17 protein-coding genes and 2 pseudogenes are annotated in these 18,087 nt (G+C 33.6%); 6 read left to right on the forward strand and 13 right to left on the reverse strand.

The genetic code is table 11. From position 1 onward, the window contains the following. Window positions 1–81 precede the first annotated feature (81 nt). From ACZ5XR_RS19895 to ltrA, 6 genes are all read left to right on the forward strand, one after another. Complete coding sequence (locus ACZ5XR_RS19895; RefSeq protein WP_464498137.1) at window positions 82–552, forward strand: CBO0543 family protein; 471 nt, start codon at window positions 82–84, stop codon at window positions 550–552. A gap of 209 nt (window positions 553–761) precedes the next feature. Beyond that, window positions 762–1,238 (forward strand): hypothetical protein, encoded by a 477-nt coding sequence (locus ACZ5XR_RS19900; RefSeq protein WP_464498138.1) that lies wholly within the window; start codon window positions 762–764, stop codon window positions 1,236–1,238. 220 nt (window positions 1,239–1,458) lie between these two features. Then, window positions 1,459–1,623, forward strand: a complete 165-nt coding sequence (locus tag ACZ5XR_RS19905; RefSeq protein ID WP_464498139.1) for a hypothetical protein — start codon at window positions 1,459–1,461, stop codon at window positions 1,621–1,623. Between the two features lie 20 nt (window positions 1,624–1,643). After that, complete coding sequence (locus ACZ5XR_RS19910; protein WP_464498140.1) at window positions 1,644–1,949, forward strand: hypothetical protein; 306 nt, start codon at window positions 1,644–1,646, stop codon at window positions 1,947–1,949. 248 nt (window positions 1,950–2,197) lie between these two features. Continuing rightward, a complete protein-coding gene (locus tag ACZ5XR_RS19915) occupies window positions 2,198–2,830 on the forward strand; it encodes a hypothetical protein (RefSeq protein ID WP_464498141.1) in 633 nt (210 codons plus the stop codon). A gap of 1,668 nt (window positions 2,831–4,498) precedes the next feature. Next, window positions 4,499–6,265 (forward strand): group II intron reverse transcriptase/maturase, encoded by a 1,767-nt coding sequence (gene ltrA, locus ACZ5XR_RS19920; protein ID WP_464498142.1) that lies wholly within the window; start codon window positions 4,499–4,501, stop codon window positions 6,263–6,265. A 699-nt stretch (window positions 6,266–6,964) separates the two neighbouring features. On the opposite strand, the gene ACZ5XR_RS19925 is transcribed toward ltrA, so the two are convergent. The 13 genes and pseudogenes from ACZ5XR_RS19925 to ACZ5XR_RS19985 all read right to left on the reverse strand — a co-directional run. Continuing rightward, window positions 6,965–7,669, reverse strand: a complete 705-nt coding sequence (locus ACZ5XR_RS19925; protein WP_464498143.1) for a hypothetical protein — start codon at window positions 7,667–7,669, stop codon at window positions 6,965–6,967. A gap of 130 nt (window positions 7,670–7,799) precedes the next feature. Then, the gene (locus tag ACZ5XR_RS19930) at window positions 7,800–8,354 is read right to left on the reverse strand and encodes a recombinase family protein (RefSeq protein WP_464498144.1); all 555 of its coding nucleotides are present in this window, start codon (window positions 8,352–8,354) and stop codon (window positions 7,800–7,802) included. Between the two features lie 294 nt (window positions 8,355–8,648). Further along, window positions 8,649–9,653 carry a DUF3231 family protein gene (locus ACZ5XR_RS19935; RefSeq protein WP_464498145.1) on the reverse strand — a complete coding sequence of 335 codons (1,005 nt, stop codon included), beginning with the start codon at window positions 9,651–9,653 and terminating at the stop codon, window positions 8,649–8,651. 53 nt (window positions 9,654–9,706) lie between these two features. Further along, window positions 9,707–10,192 carry a MarR family winged helix-turn-helix transcriptional regulator gene (locus ACZ5XR_RS19940; protein WP_464498146.1) on the reverse strand — a complete coding sequence of 162 codons (486 nt, stop codon included), beginning with the start codon at window positions 10,190–10,192 and terminating at the stop codon, window positions 9,707–9,709. 770 nt (window positions 10,193–10,962) lie between these two features. After that, entirely contained in the window at window positions 10,963–11,547 is a 585-nt protein-coding gene (locus tag ACZ5XR_RS19945; protein WP_464498147.1) for a transporter substrate-binding domain-containing protein, read from the reverse strand. 218 nt (window positions 11,548–11,765) lie between these two features. Then, window positions 11,766–12,143: a hypothetical protein gene (locus tag ACZ5XR_RS19950; protein ID WP_464498148.1), complete on the reverse strand. Its 378-nt coding sequence runs from the start codon at window positions 12,141–12,143 to the stop codon at window positions 11,766–11,768. 241 nt (window positions 12,144–12,384) lie between these two features. Continuing rightward, entirely contained in the window at window positions 12,385–13,227 is an 843-nt protein-coding gene (locus ACZ5XR_RS19955; protein ID WP_464498149.1) for a hypothetical protein, read from the reverse strand. A 325-nt stretch (window positions 13,228–13,552) separates the two neighbouring features. Beyond that, window positions 13,553–15,058 (reverse strand): DEAD/DEAH box helicase family protein, encoded by a 1,506-nt coding sequence (locus tag ACZ5XR_RS19960; protein ID WP_464498150.1) that lies wholly within the window; start codon window positions 15,056–15,058, stop codon window positions 13,553–13,555. Next, window positions 15,045–15,251, reverse strand: coding sequence for a DUF5659 domain-containing protein (locus tag ACZ5XR_RS19965; protein WP_464498151.1), 207 nt, complete (start codon window positions 15,249–15,251; stop codon window positions 15,045–15,047). The genes ACZ5XR_RS19960 and ACZ5XR_RS19965 overlap by 14 nt, the downstream gene beginning before the upstream one ends. Before the next feature lie 447 nt (window positions 15,252–15,698). Then, window positions 15,699–15,869 carry a hypothetical protein gene (locus tag ACZ5XR_RS19970; protein WP_464498152.1) on the reverse strand — a complete coding sequence of 57 codons (171 nt, stop codon included), beginning with the start codon at window positions 15,867–15,869 and terminating at the stop codon, window positions 15,699–15,701. A gap of 256 nt (window positions 15,870–16,125) precedes the next feature. Continuing rightward, window positions 16,126–16,278: pseudogene (comGC, locus tag ACZ5XR_RS19975) on the reverse strand (competence type IV pilus major pilin ComGC); the annotation flags it as partial. A gap of 34 nt (window positions 16,279–16,312) precedes the next feature. Further along, window positions 16,313–17,344: a competence type IV pilus assembly protein ComGB gene (gene comGB, locus ACZ5XR_RS19980; RefSeq protein WP_464498154.1), complete on the reverse strand. Its 1,032-nt coding sequence runs from the start codon at window positions 17,342–17,344 to the stop codon at window positions 16,313–16,315. Beyond that, window positions 17,331–17,984: pseudogene (locus ACZ5XR_RS19985) on the reverse strand (ATPase, T2SS/T4P/T4SS family); the annotation flags it as partial. The gene comGB and the pseudogene ACZ5XR_RS19985, both read right to left, overlap by 14 nt. Window positions 17,985–18,087 lie beyond the last annotated feature (103 nt).

Below are 18,087 nucleotides of genomic sequence, written 5' to 3' on the forward strand. Positions count from 1 at the left end.
AAAAAACGTATTGTGTAACGGCTATATGGCGTAAGAATTATTCGGGTCTGTTGGAAAATATAGTTAAGGGCGTGAGGTGAAGTGTGGTTCTTAATACTGACTGTTATTGTGTTTAATGCCGTGTTTTTGTACATGCCAAAACGGCTGACTAAAATCGAGATATTCTCAACCTGTATGTTTGCATTGGTTTTTGAGCTAATTGTAAACATCTATTTGGACTTAAAATTGGATTGGTACGGTTACTTTAAGAAAGGTGCACAATGGGGATCTTTGATTGTCATATTCGGCATTTATCCTGCTGCGAACGCCATTTTTCTGAATTACCATCAATACATGAAGAATGTTGCAAGGAAATTTTGGTACATCATCGGGTGCTCGGTTTTTGCCGTAGTTTACGAGTGGTTAGCGGATAAATCTGGGTACTTTTATTATAACCAATGGAAACCTTGGCACTCTGCAATTGTTTATCCGTTCTTATTCCTGATACTGTTAGCTGTTTTGAAGTTGGTTCGAAAGCTGATTTACAGTCAATACGAGCGTATTTCTAAATAAACGCGTACAGGTTTGGCCACAAGATAGTGAAGAATTGTAATTAAATAAACGGGGTGCTTAAGTTTCACAACAACAAAAGGACTGTTTCGGCAGTCCTTTTTCATTATCGTTATTCAGCTATCGAAGCAGATTTGTGAAATAACAATTATGTGAAAGTAGCTGGATAAATAGGTAAAGAGGTACATATTATAAACTTCAGAGGTGGTAAAATGAAAAACTCAAAATCATTTTATATAGCTTTGCTAATTTTACCTTGGCTAACAGTACCATTCTTAGGTCGAAATGCATTTAATAAATACCTTCCAGCTGCGATATTTATTTGTACATTCACAAAATCTTTAGATTTATTTGGAGAAAAGAAAAAATGGTGGCGAATTTATAAAGGTATATTACCTTTGAAAAGTGTGAACTTTTTTAATTTTGGTCCATTTCTTGTTTCTAGTCTTTGGATGTTAAAATTTACTTTTGGTAAATTCCCATTGTATTTAATTTCAAATCTAATTCTTCACATTTGTTTTATTTATCTAGGAGGATTAAAATTTTTAAAACATTATAAAATTGCTTCCTTAGAAAAATTAACAAAATTTCAATACTTAATAATCCACATTTTAAGGTGTTTAATTTTTTATGGTTTTCAATATATAAATAATTTTAGTTATAATACAAAAATACATTCTAACAAGTAAACAAATTAAATTTGTTAAAAATGATGAGGTTTTCTAAAATAAAACACTGTTCCTAGTGCTTATATAGCACATTATGAAGAAATTCACTTAAGCAAACGGGGTACTCTACTTCAATAAGAATTAGAGCCCTTTTTTCTGTTGTTCCACTAACGAAAGCAGTTTAGTTGAACAAAAAATGGTAAAATCTTTATAAATGCAACTCGAAAAAGAGGTGATATATATGCTAGGAATAAAAAATTACAATCCTAAATTTTATACTGATATTTCTCAAATAATAAATGACCATAAAACAAGGTTACAGGGTCTTAAAGGGAAGCAAATAGAGGAAATTTGGGTTGCCTGGGAACAAAATGAGATGAGTGGTTTAATGATTTACCCGTTATAATAAGGTTTGAAGATTGCCAATTGGAATTATGTGCTTATAAAACTGATGAATACGCTATTACATTTGACCAAATTGATTTATCTGAAGAGATTGATTATTATGGTACCGATTATATACTTAGATGGGAAAATAATAAGTTTAAGGAACTAAATAAATGTATTAAAAAACGAATAGTTAAAGTTGAAATTATTGAATGGATAACACTATTAACTGGAATAGGTTTTCACCTTGAAGAAGGTTATTTTGCAGTATGTAACGGTTTAGATGAAAATGAGATATGTATTAATAGGAATGATGAACCACAATACAAGTACACAAATTTGTAAGATTATTATTTTTGCTATTAACAAACAAACAGAGTGTGATGCTTTAAGAAGGCATCGCCTTTTTCTTGTTCGACTAACGGTAAGGTTAGTTTAATAAAACTTGATAAAATTTAGATTTACATACATAGATATTCTATGCATAATCAAAATACGGATTTAGGAGATCAATTGTTTGACGGTGCAACAGTTGGTGTAATTGTTTCTAGCCTATTCCTAATATTTCAATTTTGACAAAAGAGGTTATCAGCTTGAATTTACACACTCAATTAGCTTTGGGGAACTTTGGAGATACACTTGGCAGTTTTTTGGCTTTACTAATTTCAATATTGATAATTCCTCTCTTAATTTGGTTAATTATTTCATTGTTTTTTTTGGTCTCTTATAAGAAGAAAAAAGCTATAAAATGGTGGGGAATTATTGTTGGGATATGTTGTGTTTATGGAATTATTGTACTAGGATATTCGAAAATATTTAACGGGGCACCATTCACTATTGCACAGAGAATACATGTATACATACCCATGTCGGTTCATGTTTTAGAGGACTATCAAGAAAGTACGATAGATTCAGAGACAGAGTATGAAGTGATTCGGTTTAGTCACCCTCAAATGAATCAATTCATCGAGGCAATCAGAGATAAAGGTTGGAAATATGGATCTGTTGTTCCAAACTCAATGCGACATCCAAAACCTAATGACTTCCAAGATCTAATGTTAGACAAAAAATATCCATTACCTAAAGAAAAAAAGGAAGGGTATTATTATTCCTACATTAAAAAATCGGTTGGAGATGGCGATTGGTATACAAAACGCAAAGCTTACTTTTTAGATGTTAAGACAAGGACTTTGTATATTTTTTATGATAACTCACAGTGGAGTTAAAGATAGTTGAACAAAAACTATTCATTTCCATAGCGTAATAAAAGCACCTCGCAAAGAAATCTAAACAATATGACTATTTTGCAACCAGTGCGATAAAATGCATTTCAATACAGGCAACATAATTTAAGAATCATAGTCGATGGTAATTAAGATTGTAAAGGATTGTACTTAAACAAACGGGTGCTTTAGTTGTGCGAAATGTTCCTGGCTTAAATTGAGATTGGTCATACAATGCTCAGGTAAAGGTCAGGCAGTTCCTGTCGGAACTGAAGGGTTATATCGAAGAATCAAATGATGGGGTAACGCCCTGAAGGGTTCTCTCTTAGTCGAATAGCACTGGATCTAGTAAGAATGATAGTGTTATAAGCTCGGCAAAAAGGCGTGAGAAATTACCGTAGCAGTTTGGCTGCCGAAAGCCTACTCGATGGAGTGGTGTAATTCATGATGCTTGAGTTGAATGAATATGGTGAGAATGTAAATAAACCTACAAGAAAAGGGTAAGCTGACGAACTTCTGAATGTACGGGTCTACAAGCACGATACATAGAAATGTGTATATCGCCTTAGAGTGAGGTTAGCAGTGGATGAGTAAAAATAACTTATATGAAAGTCCATGATATGTTACAGGCATATGAACAGCTAACAGGCTTACAGGAAGCACCTAAGTTCATTCTATAATAGATATAATTCAACATTGTAAGCTGATAACGTGGAGGGCTTACTTCCGAAGAAGCGTTGAAAAGGAAAGCGATAATGATAATAGTTGCCGTATAACTGTTCTTTATATCAGTGAAAGTAGTGGTACAGTACCGTTGAAGTGTCTAATCAACATGGAGGGATAGCCACAAGACTATTAAAGATTCCTTTAATCGTGCAAGGCAATTCTTTATCGGTTAATAAGGTTCTCGTATGACTAAAAGAGGTTCACCTCCCACGGGAGGCACCGACTTATTGAAACGGAAGAAATGAAACACATTAAGTATCATAATACTGAACAGTGTTATGGTTAAAGTGGATTGGAATAGTTGGAACGCCGTATGCGGTGAAAGTCGCTTGTACGGTGTGGACGGGGGGGTGCGACAAGAAGCAACTTCTTCCGCACAAAGTCAGTGTCTTTTCGAGACTATCTAGTTGCATAAGATATTCCCTTCCGAAACTGCATTATGAGTAATCGTAATGTGGGTTGCATAAGGTGATGCCAAACCAAATGCCAGTGTCTTAGCAGATGGAGGCTAGGGGAAAGAGTAGTACGGTTAACGATAAGTGAATCTTTATAAGCATCGTCAACACAGTCGTTAGGTAGGACACAGCTATACTAGCGTTTTTATAGGTAGGGAAAGTATTTTCCCCTTTAATACTTTCAATGCAACCCACAGACCTATCGGTGTATTGGAGGAACCTAACCTACTCGCATCTGACAGAAGTTGAACTTGGTAAGTCCATTTGGGGTCCTAAACATAAAGGTAAGCTTAGCGTAAGTGAAGCCCAATTCCCCAAGGGGATATAGGAGGTTGGAAAAAGCAAACGCCACCATGTCGAAAGGCAACAGAAATCGGAAATAACTGGGTGGATAATGTCTACTGACAAACCCGAAAGGGTGCTGAATTCCAATTGGTGTGCAACATGGGATAAAGCGTTGAAGAATAATTCCAAAGGATGGTAACAGACGATGTATACTTCTATAAAGAAGTCCGCATTACCAGACATTACTGATTGGGATCGTATTAACTGGTTAAAGATTAGTCAGTATGTAGAGATATTCCAACAACGAATATACCATGCCGAACGTTTTGGAAAAATCCGCAAAGTAAGGGACTTACAAAGGCTACTTATGAAAAGCCAAGCTGCATTACTGCTCTCAATTCGTAGAGTTACCCAAATCAACAAAGGGAAACGTACAGCAGGAGTCGATGGATATAAAGCCTTGACTCCATATGAGAGGGTAGAACTCTACAATAAAATGAAAAATCTAAACATCAATCGCCATAGACCGAAACCAACTTATCGGACATATATCGAAAAAAAGAACGGTAAACTTAGACCACTGGGGATACCAACCATTAAAGATAGAGTCTATCAAAATATTGCTAAATTAGCTCTTGAACCACAGTGGGAAGCCAAATTTGAACCAACCTCATATGGGTTCAGACCAAAAAGGAATTGTCACGATGCTATCGAAAGAATCTTCAATACTATTGGGAACAAAAAGCAATGGATTTTTGAAGGTGATTTCAAGGGCTGTTTCGACAACCTCAATCATGACTATATCCTTGAACAAATAAAGGGATTCCCAGCCTTTAATGTGGTAGAAAAATGGCTAAAAGCAGGCTTTGTCGACAACAAGGTTTTTCATGTATCAGAAAATGGCACCCCGCAAGGGGGTATTATCTCACCTCTTCTAGCTAATATTGCATTACATGGTTTAGAAAGTCTGCTCAATATTAGTTATAGAGAAGAAAAGAGAAAAACTAAGGTATCTTTTGTAAATCAGACTAAGTATGCAGTGGCAAAGTATGCAGATGACTTCGTCATCATGTGTGAATCTGAGGAAGAGGCTAACAATTTATTTAACAAACTAAAACCCTATCTAACAACTAGAGGTTTAGAGTTAGCATTTGAAAAGACAAAAGTAACTCATATCGAAAAAGGGTTTGATTTCTTAGGTTTTAATATAAGAAAATATAAAACTCACAATGGGAGCAAAGTTCTTATCAAACCGTCTAAGGATAGCATCAAAGTTGCTAAAAAGAAGATTACCGATAAAACAAGACAATTCTATGGAAAAAACGTACAAGTGCTTGTCAGTACACTTAATCCTATAATTATAGGTACGGCAAATTATTGGAGTCCAAGTGTCGCCAAAGAAGTCTTTTCCGAAATGGATTCTCATATTTGGACAACCCAATATAAGTTTCTAAGAAGGCTGCACCCAAAAAAGAGTGGGCGATGGATTAGTCAAAGGTATTACAAACCAGACAAAACTGGTCAAAGTAAGAGTAAGTGGATACTAACTGACCCTATAACCAATAACCAACTCAAAAGGATGTCATGGACACCGATTGTACGGCACGTACAAATCAAATACAATTACAGTCCTTTTAACAAATACCTAAAAGGATACTTTGAAAAACGTGATATTAAAGAGTTCGATAAAAATAATGTAGCGTATAGGCAAAAGTTAGCCAAAAAGCAAAAATACAAATGTCCTTTATGCACCCACTCAATAACAGATGGTTCTGAAGGGTTAGAAACACATCACAAAATCCCTAGAGTAAAAGGCGGAAGTAATGAATATAAAAATCTAGAATTAGTTCACATTTCTTGTCACCTTGAATACCACAAGGTATTCCCAGCTATGGGAGAAACTCCAAATGACATTCAACTTAGAAGCGTAAAGAGATATATCAAGGGTAAGAAACTATCAGGACTAATCTAGCCAAAGCTTGGACAAAGGCATGCTTGAGCCGTATGTTGGGAAACTAACACGTACGGTTCTTAGGGGGGACGGTGACTGAGAGGTTGCCCTTCTACCCGACAAAAGGGAGCGATAACTTCAAACCCTTACCTATCTGTTTGAAGAAGAATTTTGACATTAATCATCTGATTAATAAATTAGACCCAGCCCCTCTCAAGTATGAGGGGCTATGTTTTTTAATGGAAAATTTCCATCGAAAATGAGTGAGTCGCTTCATAGGTTATCAGTCCATGGACTTACATGTGCTATGGGCATTCCCTTTAGCCAACTAAAGTGTTTTAATGTAAATCACCCCCGGACTACCTATTTAATTAATAAAACATTTCTTTTATCCATCCAATAATCAATTCTAAGTTGTCTAATGCTTTGTTCTTATCGCCACAAAAAAATTGTTATAAAGTATTAGAAAGGAGTTATCTCTACTTATTCGGGCTTATATACGGTTGGATGGCATGTATAAATGGACATAAAAAAACCGTCATTGACGGTCTCCTTTTCTTTTTTTATTAGCCTTTCGATATTCTTTTATCATATCAGCAAAATTCCTAACAAAATGCCAATTGTCTGTTACACTAAGTTCAATAATAAAGTCCGTGTGTAATTCCTCCTCTTATCCCAATTTGTAGAGGTTGAAAAAATTTCCGTTTCTTTTATCGTTAATTAATTACTTTCTTGAACTGCTGTGACAATACCATTATCTAAATAAACATATCTGTCAGGTATACCAATATCATAATAAACCCATTGTTCACTTACATCTCCAGCAGTAGTAGTTTTATTAATTTCCGCTGGATTTCCCCAACTTGTTGCTCTCACTTCGTCTGCTGTCATTCCTATTTGTGGATTAGTTTCTTGATCTTTTGCAGTTGTATCGGTTGAATTTGAAGAACTACTTTTTGCTGTTTCGGCTTGTTCTATCGTTAGTTTTCTAAAATTTTTAGTATGGTCACCACTTGATAGAGATTCGACATTTGCACTAATTTCATTTAAAACCTTACCAGAAAGAGAACCTAAATAAATTGGATAAATGTCATCGTCAATTAGCTTTTTAATGGTGTTATATTGCTTCTTATCTAATAGTCTTTGTATTGCTTGGTTATATAGTTCATTTATCTCTTTAGAATCGTACATCTTTAATTGATTATAAGACATAATCAAGGTTTCATACGATTGTACCGAGTATAACCCCTTTAGTCTTGTTAAAGTGTTCTTTTGGGTTGTACTTTCTTGAGGTTGTCTTTTCTGTTGTGCTTTTTGAACTGATTTTTTAGGGTGCTGTGTTTTTTGTACCGTATTCGTATTAGAGGAACAACTAGTAAGTAAGAAAGATAAGAGCATTACACTAATAGAAATGTTTTTAATCATAAGAACCCCTCCTAATCGACTACTTCCTTTACCTTATCTTACCAAATAAGTAAACAAACTAACTAGTGGGAATTTTTAAAATTTTTAACAACACAAACAAAAAAGAGCAATCAATGATTACCCTTTACACTTATTGTTTCCGTGCTTTTACTGCTCTATAAATTGTTGCTCTAGAAACTCCCGTCATTTCTGATATTTCATCAACTGTCATTGTTTGGCTATCATATAACTTTAATGCTTTTTCAACCTCTTTTTTATCTGCTTTTGGTCTTCCCCCCACACGACCTCTTGCTCTTGCCGATTCAAGTCCTGCTTTAGTTCTATCTCTGATAATGTCCCTTTCAAGTTCTGCAATGCTTGCCATTGTACGAAAAAAGAACCTGCCCATTGGTGTACTTGTATCAATCTGATCTTGGATAGAAACAAAATCAACTTCCTTTTCTGCAAATAGTTCTGATAGTTCAATTAAATGTTTTGTACTCCTGCTTATACGATCTAACTTATAAACGACAACTTTGTCACCTTTTCTTAATTTATCAATCATTTTTTCCAATTGCGGTCTATCCTTTTTAGCACCGCTCATTTTTTCTTGAAATATTTCATCAACTCCATATTTTGAAAAAGCGTCTAATTGCATTTCTAAGTTTTGGTCTTGTGTACTTACCCTTGCATATCCAAAAATCATAAGGATCAGTTCCCTTCCTCGTTTTCCTACTCTTATTGTATCAAAAACGGTTATAAACGTAAAGTATTGATATACAGTTTTTGATATAAGTTTTGATACAAAATGTATAATAAAAAACAAGGTAAAACGGTCAAAAATGAGGGTATCTAAGATTGTATCTTTAACCTTCGTTTTTGATACAAAAAATAAAAACTCCCACTAAAAAAGAGGTGGAAGCCATTTTCTTATTCAATTCAAGCACCCGTTACTTAATTATGAATTAGTTTTTTACAAAGTATAGACCATTTTGCAACTCTATTTCTTTACTAATTCGTCCCTATCATCTGCTTGTGGTATTTGTTCCAGCCATCCATTATCAATCATGATATTTACTCCATCTTCAACAAGTAACAAGTCTTCTCCGATTACTTTAATTACCTTAGCTGATAAATCTCTCCGAAAAGACCCAGCCAAACTAGCACCATAATAACCTATGGCATAATTTACTAATAATTGTGTATGAAACAACATTAACTTATCCGAAAAAGGAGCAATAGTAGAATTTGTTACCTCAGATTCCCAAGATGGGGGAGACGGTAGATTGTTTTCGGTTAATATTGTACGGAAAATTTCAATGTGTTTTGAAGAAACCTCTTTTGCTCTCGATACAAAATCACGTACTTCCTTTGACTGGCTTACTTGAGCAAATCCAAGCATTAATGCTTCCTTTAAAATACTTTTTTTTATGTTAAAGTCAATATGACTAATTTCCACAGCGTTAATTGGTCTACGTTCTCCAAACCACCCTGTCAAAAAACTTTGCTTCTTAACAAAATCAATTTTTTCTGGTGTTGAAATGTAAGGTGGTCTTACAAAAAGTCCTTTGGATAGTTTAACATTAAGTGACTTGTTATAAAGTTCCATAGTGGAATCATTAACCTGAGTATAAAAATCACGAATGTCAGCACGTGTTACAGTAGTTAAAGCCACAGCATATCCAGTCAATCCGTTTATAGACATTTTATTAATGTACATTAACCAAAAAGAGTCTGAAAACAAACGAGGTGCTTTTAGGTTTACATCTTCACCTGTAAAACCATGTGGAACAGGGAAGCCTTCATCCATAAATATTTGTTTAATTTTATCTACATGGCTTTGGGATAAATTTAAAGCTAATTCCAAAACAGCACGAATTTCTGTATCTTCTACCTTATCTAAGGCATGTTTAATAACGCATATCGCCATGCTATCACTTATGTATGTCGTCCATAAACTAGCAATTTCGCCAGCTGTAAGTCTAAAACTGTGATTTGTTTCCAATTGCTTTACCCTCCTATAAGTACTTAAACAACAATAGAAATACCATTTATCTTCTAAGATGACTGATACTTTTTTGAGTGGGGCTTTTTGACCCATTCCAAAAATTCCTCACCCTTAAAATTTTTTAATATTTTCAACCCTTTTTCAATAAATATTTGAACTTCTTCTTGTTCAATATCTGAAAAATCAAATGGAAATTCCTTTAGAGGAAAAACTTGCTTAGCAATTTCAATTAACTTCTCGAAACCTTGATTAGTAATCGATACATATTTGTATTTCGTTTTACTTTTTTGTACCGTAACATAATTCTCTCTAATCAAAGGTTGTAACAGTCGACTTACCGTGGATAGGTGCCAACAACCTAAATTGCTTATCTCACTAATTGTTAGTGGTTTTTCATGAGATGATAAAATGAATAAGAGATGTTGCTGTGCTGAAGAAATACCATGATCTATATTAATACCTGACCACTGTTCCACAATACAAAAATGCAAAGCACGAATAGTTAAAACCGCTTGTTTTTTTAACTCAATTTCCATATTGATAAAGCCTCATTTTCAATTGTATTTACAAGTAAAATTATTTTGTTCAGATTTTGGAATCAATATTCATATGCCCTTAATGTGAAAGTGTACTGTTTATGGTTTTAAGGCATTCCACAACATCTATTCAACAAACAAAAAATATTAAAAAGCACATCTTTGTTGTTCAACTAAACTGCAATCGTTAATTTAAGTACACTTTTTCACAAACTTGTAGACGAGTAACCCATTTTGGAGATTATTTTTTTTCATAAAAAAAGACCCTCTCATGACGATCATGCTTCTTTAATTTTTATATCGGAAAGAGCACAAATTTGGCATAGTATAAAGATTTTCCTTCTTCTACGATTTCACTGTAGCCACAGCTTGAACTATATTACTTAAAAATATTCGTTATCGTAAATGTGTCGCTACCGATACTAAAAAACAGTCAACCCCCTGAAAACACTAGCTTTTCACTAAAATATTTAGTGTGTCGCTACCGTGCGATATGCACGATAGAAAAGGCTTTGTTATGCGGTTTTTAGTCATAATTTGCACGGTCTATCGATCACAACAAGATTGTAAAAGTTTAACACTTTATCTCGTTAAATCGTTAATTAATTAAATTGAAAAATTACAATTTTGAAGAGGATAAAAGGTTAATAGGGGTTAAGGGGATTTTAAAAACTAATTCAGTTTCCGAACGAAAAACCACTATTCGCACCCTAACACATATAAAAAGGAAAAAGACCGGCTTTTAACCGCTCTCTCTCATTATTGATAAATTAGTTTAATTTATTGCGTTCTCCTAGAAACTGTTTTTCAAGTTGTTTCAATTTACCTGTGTCATTAAATTTTGAAATCATATCATTAAAAAAGTTGAAGAGTTCCTTATCTGTTTTTCTGACTAACATTGAATAACTCTTTTTTGAATCTAATTGTTCACCATTAGTACGGTATATCGCTCCAGTAAAGTAGGTATAGGTAAGGCTAAAATCTGGGTTTCTGTAAGTTTGTACAATGCCCGGAATTACGTTAATATCTCCACGTTGCAAAGCAATTGTTAAATCATTAAACGTAGGCAATTCTTTTGTTTCAACTGGTATGTTATATTCCTTTGCCATTTCTTTTATGACTGCAAAATTAAAGTCTTGATATACTTGTACATCTGGCAGTAGGTCTCCTTCAGTTGCGATAATAATTTTATCTATGCTGTACTTTGTTTTTTCCTCAACCTTTTTTTGTATTGTTTGTTTAGATTCAGTTTTTGTACTACTTGTTTTAATGTTGTCTTTTGTTGTCTGAGTGTTACATCCTGTTAAGCTAAAAATCAAAGAAAGCATAATTAAAAACAAATATTTCTTATTCAAAATACCCTCCCCTTTTTTAACCTTGTTTTACAATAATTGTAACATTTAAAACCTGCAAATAATCGACTCTCAAAAAAAAAACACCCATTTCAACGAATGTTTAACAATTCTATATATGTTTTTGATTTTTTCACTCATTGTTCCAACGTTGTCTTTATTAATATCCAATGAACTATCCAAAACCAAGTTCCTATCTAGGGTAAAGAAGGTATTTAATTTTACGTATTCAATATCATTACTTTTTGAAACTTCAACATCAATGCCTGCACGATCTCTTTGTAATAGTGAGATTCCATTAGACACTTAAATTCTTTTATCTTCTTTTTAAGGGATTTATAGAATTTTAAATCTGTAAACCCTTCGATAACCAAACATGTAAGTAAATTAATCAAAGGAAAATTATTTAATTTATCTTGAAGATTTTCTTCTTTTGCTTCTTCAACCATTTTGGGGTATTTTTCAAAAATCTCTTGAATTGTTTTATTCGAAAAATACTTCTTAATGTATAAATAATACCCGTCATTAAACTCCACTTGCTTCTTTTCGTTGTATTTATTGTTTTCTTCTTTTACTTTATTAATGTTTAAATGAGCCATTTCATCATTCTCCTTTAGATTTAAGTTTTTAAGCTGTGAGGGACACGGCTATTCCATTCACCGATCCCTCGATATGTATTAATAAAACTAGCTATATTTATTATGTTATATTGCTTGCTGCAATGAGCTGTATGCTGTTTCTTTGCATCTGAATAGGTTATGTTTGTAATAAGGTCAATAAGACTAGGGTTATGTAAGGACTTGTTGCTATGTTAATGGAAATTTACTAATCTAACAGGGATTAAAATCTTATTGCTCCCACATTAAACTGATATTGCCAATGATTTAATACCTCAACTACTTCACCTGTTTCCACGTCTATTTTTTCCCGTTTTCGGTCGATGATAAATTTATAAAGTGGTTCATCAAGCCGTTTAATTACACCATTTTTTGACTGTAATAATATTGAATATCCATTGCTAACTTCTTGAATTACTCCTGTATCCATTTTTATTTTAATTGCATTGATTGGGATGCCCATTTCAATCAATTTTTCGGTCATTTCCCTTTTACTTTTAAATTCAATAACATCTAATATTTGCAGATTCTTTATGATAAGTACTTTACAAGGCTTTGAGGTCGCTTTTTTGGTGTTATCATGTTTAGAAAGCATCTGAATATTGGTAAGCGTATAATTTCCAAATTCATCCACTCTGTCGATAGTTGGTAAATCCGAAGTTTGTTTAGTTTCTTCATAAATTGCATTTTGAACTTTCCAACACTGAAAAACTTTGGGCAATTTTTGAATAATATCAATAATGAATGCAAGAGGGGATTCCCAATCGCATTCAATATCTTTGTAAATTCCTTCATTATATTTACAAGCTTTAATCCTACTTTCACAAGACAAAAACAATGTTCTAGCAGCTGAAATCTCATCATGTTTAATGATACCTAATTTAAGTAATGTTTCAATTGCTTTCATTGCTCTTATTTCTTTGTTAGATTGTACTTGATGGGAATGACATTCTTTGCATTCTGCATAATACTCTCCTTTGGGATACTGATAAAATTCTGTTAATGGCAATAACTCATCTTTTCTACTGCAATCTTCGTTTTTACAAACCTTCAATTTATCCTTCATTCATTCTTCATCCTTTCAATATTGTTTTAGATGGAAAGAGGTGTCAGTGTTTGGTAATTTCGTCCTACTAAGGATTGTTTTTAAGTGTTTGACTTTGACCAAATTTGACCAATAGTTTATAATTAATCCACTACCGCACATATAAGCCCCTACATTCCATTCCGAGTCTTATATGTTTGGTTCAAGCGTCTAAATTCCATTCCCATTCGGTCATTCCATTTAGCCACTTGGAATTTCATTTTTGATTTATGTATTTTCTTTCATTACCCCCTTATTTGGGAGTAAACCTCTATATAATGCTTTACGCTCATTTAGGGGGGTAAAACTATTTTTCTGCTAATCTTAAAACTTTCCAAGCAGACTTGAAATTTTTCTTTTTACCGTTCACTATTCGACTTGTTTCAAACTGTTTTATGTAATAGTTAAAATCACGTTCACGTAACGCAGAATTCAAGCTGTCTAAACTCTTCAACAATTTTCCATCCTGTTTTACATTTAACTTTTCAATGATTTCTTTTCTGTCTGAACTTGTTAGCATTACTTTTCCAACGTTATTTTGTAAGTACTTTTCTAATTCATTTCTTTTATTCTCTTCCTCGATTAATCTGTATGTATATCCATCATTATCATTGTAGAATCCAAATTTCCTTGCTAATGTTCTACAGTATCCAAAATTCCCATGAGACTTCATTATGTCAATTTCAGCACCATCAACTAAACATTTAAAATAGATCAAATCATTAATTTTCATGGTTGCTTTATCAGATTCATTTGCAACAGTATCTGTATAAACGATTGACCATTTATCATATTCTCTCGGGTATTTTTCTATGTATTCTTCTACACTGTGAGTTCTTAGGAAACGAGCCATTTCAAGCTTCCTCTTTAATTGAGTTTTCTTTCCGCCTAACTGCTGGTTAGTGATTGCTTTTATGTATAGGTTAATTTCCTTATCCTCTTTTTCTCTACGCTTTCGACCTATGCACTGAATTAATGTTCCGATATCTTCAACATCACATACAATATGTTTCAATTCCGGGTCTTTAATATTAACTCCAGCATCCATACAAGTTGTTGTGATTAATATCAGTTCATCAAACTTTTCCTGCTTCAACATGTGATTAATCTTTTCTTCATCAACATATTTAAAATATTTCTTGTTGTGCTTGCTGCAATTAAAGAGGCAGTGTTCTTTATATTTCATGTACAGGTCATATGCTTTCGTTGCTGATTCTATAAAAAACATTCCTTTTTGTTTCTTGGAAATCGCTTCTTCAATAAAACTTTCCATCGTATCATCCTTATTAAAGAAAGTTAATTCTTTTATATAGTCAAAAGTAATGGGTAATTCATAATCAATTGTATCTAGTTTCTTTTGATTTTTTATGTACTTGGTCATGTAATCGCCAGTTGCGGACATAAAGATTCTAACTTTATCTTTCTGGTCTAAAATTGCATTAAGTGAAATATCAGTTGTTTTATTGAAAACTGCATCGGATATGAAATAATGGAACTCGTCACAAACAATATATTGATAATCCCCAAAGTTAAACTCACCTCTGTTTTTGTATATCGCTTCAAGGTACTGATATGTTTTTATTTCAATCGAATCAGTTCTTTTAGCCTCAATCATTTCGGCTTTAAATTGTTTGTTACAGTCTGATCTATGTACTAACATTAATATTTTCTTATTATTCAATTTTGCTAATGCGTAAAGATGAGTCTTAATAAAATAACTCTTTCCATCCCCTGTTCCGGCTTTAATTGTAATTACGTCTCCGTTTTTCCAACTTTTAACTTTATCAGTTGTTATTAATTCACTCACTCTCATTTTTATTTCCTCCGTTGATTTTAATTTGCTGATTATATACATTGATTAAACTTCTTACTTTCTCATTGGCGATGAAGAAGTAAACAAATAACGATTCATCCTTTTTGGATTTACTAACCTTTTTCAACTTGCAGCCATTCATCATAAGATACCCTGCCACACGTTGGCTGAATATAACATAATCCTTTTCCATATCTTATCACCTCCCTTCAAGTTCTGTTAAAAATTTGCTTTTATCATGTTGTTTTCATTCCAATAATTTAAAAATGAAGAATTGGATTGACATGTACAAGATTTCGAGTATAATACTAATTAAGTAGTTTAGTAATATTCGATTGTCAAAGGACAGTAAACAATGAAATAAGCAAAGAAAATGTACAGATACCAAAATGGTAATCTGTAATTTTTGTTTTATAAATATATGTCTCCACTCCTTATCATACCCTACTATTTTATCTCAGTCAACTAAATTTGAAAAAATATTTAGATGAATTTGACTAGAAAATCTTAGTTCGATTTCCTCTTTTTTACAACCATGGATATAAATATAATCAAAGTACCCCTATTACTATAAATGGAAAAATACTACATGAAACGGACTCCTTATCGGGAGTTCTTTTCATTTAAAAAAGAAAAAATGCTAAGACAACTTAGCAGCCTCAATTTGTTGATGCAAAATTCTTTTGTATGTCATCAAACGTTTATTTCTGTATGTGTAGGCTCTAGGTTGCTTCTTAGCAGGATGAATATTTCTTTTTTCAGCTACTTTCCTTACATAATAAGCAATACGAGGTGTTACATCTTTTTTCATTTCGCTTTACCTCCCTTATGTAAGCCCTTCAAAACCTGTCGTTTTTTGTTTTTGCTTACTTACTTAACTTCTCTAATATCTACTCACTCGCCTCTATTCCGTCATCAGACGGTCTATTTTCAAGCTTTATAAAAATGCTCACAATATTCAATAAATCTATCCAGTGCCCTTTCTAAGCGTTCTTGTTGCATAATAAATCTCCTTTACTAAGTTAAGTAGTTTGACCTAAATTAGAAGCAAAACAAGACCTGCCTATAGAATCAATTATATTGACAAACGCTTGGCAGCCTTTATCGTTAATATTTGCATTATGTTTCGTGATATTTGGAATGGTGATGATTAGTAAAACAGAAATGATCAGCATAACGATCATCATTTCGATCAACGTAAAACCCTTTTCATTTTTCATTTTTTTCACGTTCATATTATTTGACCTCCATTTTTTAAATTCCATCCATTAGATGAAACATTGGTAATAGAATAGCTAAATACATTGACACAACAAGGAATCCAATGAAAAGATACAAAATTGGCTGTATGGATTTAAAGCTTTTTTCAATTATTTCCTCCATGGTAGTGATACAGTGGTGGCTGAAAAACAGGAGTTCCTGCTCCAATTTCCCATTTTCTTGCCCATGTTTCACAATCATCGAAAACTCCTTTTCGAAAAAAGGGTAGGACACCAAGATAGAATCCAGTGTTTCACCGGTTACGAGCTTTGTTTTAATGGCTTTCCCAAGCTGACTGTAAAAGGGCTGCCTATGATTTTTTTCAAAAAGCAGCAGTGCTTCGGAAAACGATATTCCACCAGATAAAAGGAAACTTAATTGAATGGAAAAATAATGGGTAAACAACAATCTGAGAATTTTCCCTGCTACCGGTATCCTGACTAGCTGAGCCCTTTGGCTAAGAATAGACGCCTTTTTAAAAATCAAAAAATAATAGCCTGTTAAAGATAGAAGGAAAATCAATAAACAAGAAATAATGATGGGGAAATATTGGCTAAATGCATAGATCACTTTCGTAAAAAAATTCGCCTCAAGCCCCATTGATTTGAAGAGTGTTGTAAATCTGGGAAGCAAGGTATTTTCCACAAAAACAAACAGGATGCCAGTAATAAAGATAAGCAATAGCGGGTATTGTAACATTTTAAGAAGCTTCCTGACATCTTTATCTTTTACTAGAGCAAGTTTACTTCCTTCTAATAGTGCCTCTGCAAAGCTGCCATGCTGTTCTGCGAAATAGACATAACCAATTAAATCCTTGTGAAAGCCCAGCTTATCTAATACTTCATGAAAAGATAAGCCCGTTTTTAGTGCATTTAAACACTCATGCAACTCCCCCTTTCGATTTATGGGCAGGTGAAGCGAAATGGACTCGATTGCATCCGCAATCGGATACCCCCTTGCCAGCAGTTCACCGATCCTTCTCAAGAAACTCGCCTGTTCGTTTACAGTCCATTTACGATGTTTCATGATTATATACCAACCGGTCAAATTCAGATTCTTTAATATAACCAAGAGCAATTCCTTTATTAATGACCTCTCTGATTGTCCGGTACCTGGTTATCACATTTTCTCCCTTTGCTGCCTTCATGACGTTATTTAAATTTCTTCCTGATAATAATTCAAAAACGCTTGCCCGTTTCCATCTGCCGTAAGTGTAACAAAACGGGGAACACTCACCTTGGCAAAATGGGCAAGTTAACTCAACCAGCCGTTGTGCGGTAACAGCAATTAACGTCTGTTCGACCTCTAACCAATTCGCGCCAAATTCATGAAGCCGGTAAACGGCCCCCTTCGCGTCCCTTGTATGCATTGTACTTAGGACCAGATGGCCGGTAAGCGCAGCGCGAACCGCAATCTTTGCCGTTTCACTATCCCTGATTTCCCCAACCATGATAATATCGGGATCATGACGCAAAATGGCCTTTAGACCGGCAGCGTATGTAACCCCTGCTTTTTCATTTACTTGTACCTGTAATACGGAATCATAGTTCTTCTCAATGGGGTCTTCGAGAGTGATAACATTGCGATGAAAAAGGTGGGCTGTTTCATTTAAAAGGGAGTAGAGGGTTGTCGTTTTCCCGCTGCCGGTTGAGCAAGTAATATAAATATAACTAAACCAATTATAGAAAAAGTAGGTATTCAATAGTCATTAGCACTCATACAATTTATTTTAAATACCAAATTATACAATTTTAGTACAAGCAATGTAA

The organism is Neobacillus sp. Fa239 (assembly GCF_055395235.1).

Bases quoted from the DNA above. Each gene is read 5' to 3' on its own strand.
- ACZ5XR_RS19900 (WP_464498138.1), top strand. From the start codon at position 762: ATGAAAAACTCAAAATCATTTTATATAGCTTTGCTAATTTTACCTTGG.
- ACZ5XR_RS19905 (WP_464498139.1), top strand. From the start codon at position 1,459: ATGCTAGGAATAAAAAATTACAATCCTAAATTTTATACTGATATTTCT.
- ltrA (WP_464498142.1), top strand. From the start codon at position 4,499: ATGTATACTTCTATAAAGAAGTCCGCATTACCAGACATTACTGATTGG.
- ACZ5XR_RS19925 (WP_464498143.1), bottom strand. From the start codon at position 7,669: ATGATTAAAAACATTTCTATTAGTGTAATGCTCTTATCTTTCTTACTT.
- ACZ5XR_RS19930 (WP_464498144.1), bottom strand. From the start codon at position 8,354: ATGATTTTTGGATATGCAAGGGTAAGTACACAAGACCAAAACTTAGAA.
- ACZ5XR_RS19940 (WP_464498146.1), bottom strand. From the start codon at position 10,192: ATGGAAATTGAGTTAAAAAAACAAGCGGTTTTAACTATTCGTGCTTTG.
- ACZ5XR_RS19950 (WP_464498148.1), bottom strand. From the start codon at position 12,143: ATGGCTCATTTAAACATTAATAAAGTAAAAGAAGAAAACAATAAATAC.
- ACZ5XR_RS19955 (WP_464498149.1), bottom strand. From the start codon at position 13,227: ATGAAGGATAAATTGAAGGTTTGTAAAAACGAAGATTGCAGTAGAAAA.
- ACZ5XR_RS19960 (WP_464498150.1), bottom strand. From the start codon at position 15,058: ATGAGAGTGAGTGAATTAATAACAACTGATAAAGTTAAAAGTTGGAAA.
- ACZ5XR_RS19965 (WP_464498151.1), bottom strand. From the start codon at position 15,251: ATGGAAAAGGATTATGTTATATTCAGCCAACGTGTGGCAGGGTATCTT.
- ACZ5XR_RS19970 (WP_464498152.1), bottom strand. From the start codon at position 15,869: ATGAAAAAAGATGTAACACCTCGTATTGCTTATTATGTAAGGAAAGTA.
- comGB (WP_464498154.1), bottom strand. From the start codon at position 17,344: ATGAAACATCGTAAATGGACTGTAAACGAACAGGCGAGTTTCTTGAGA.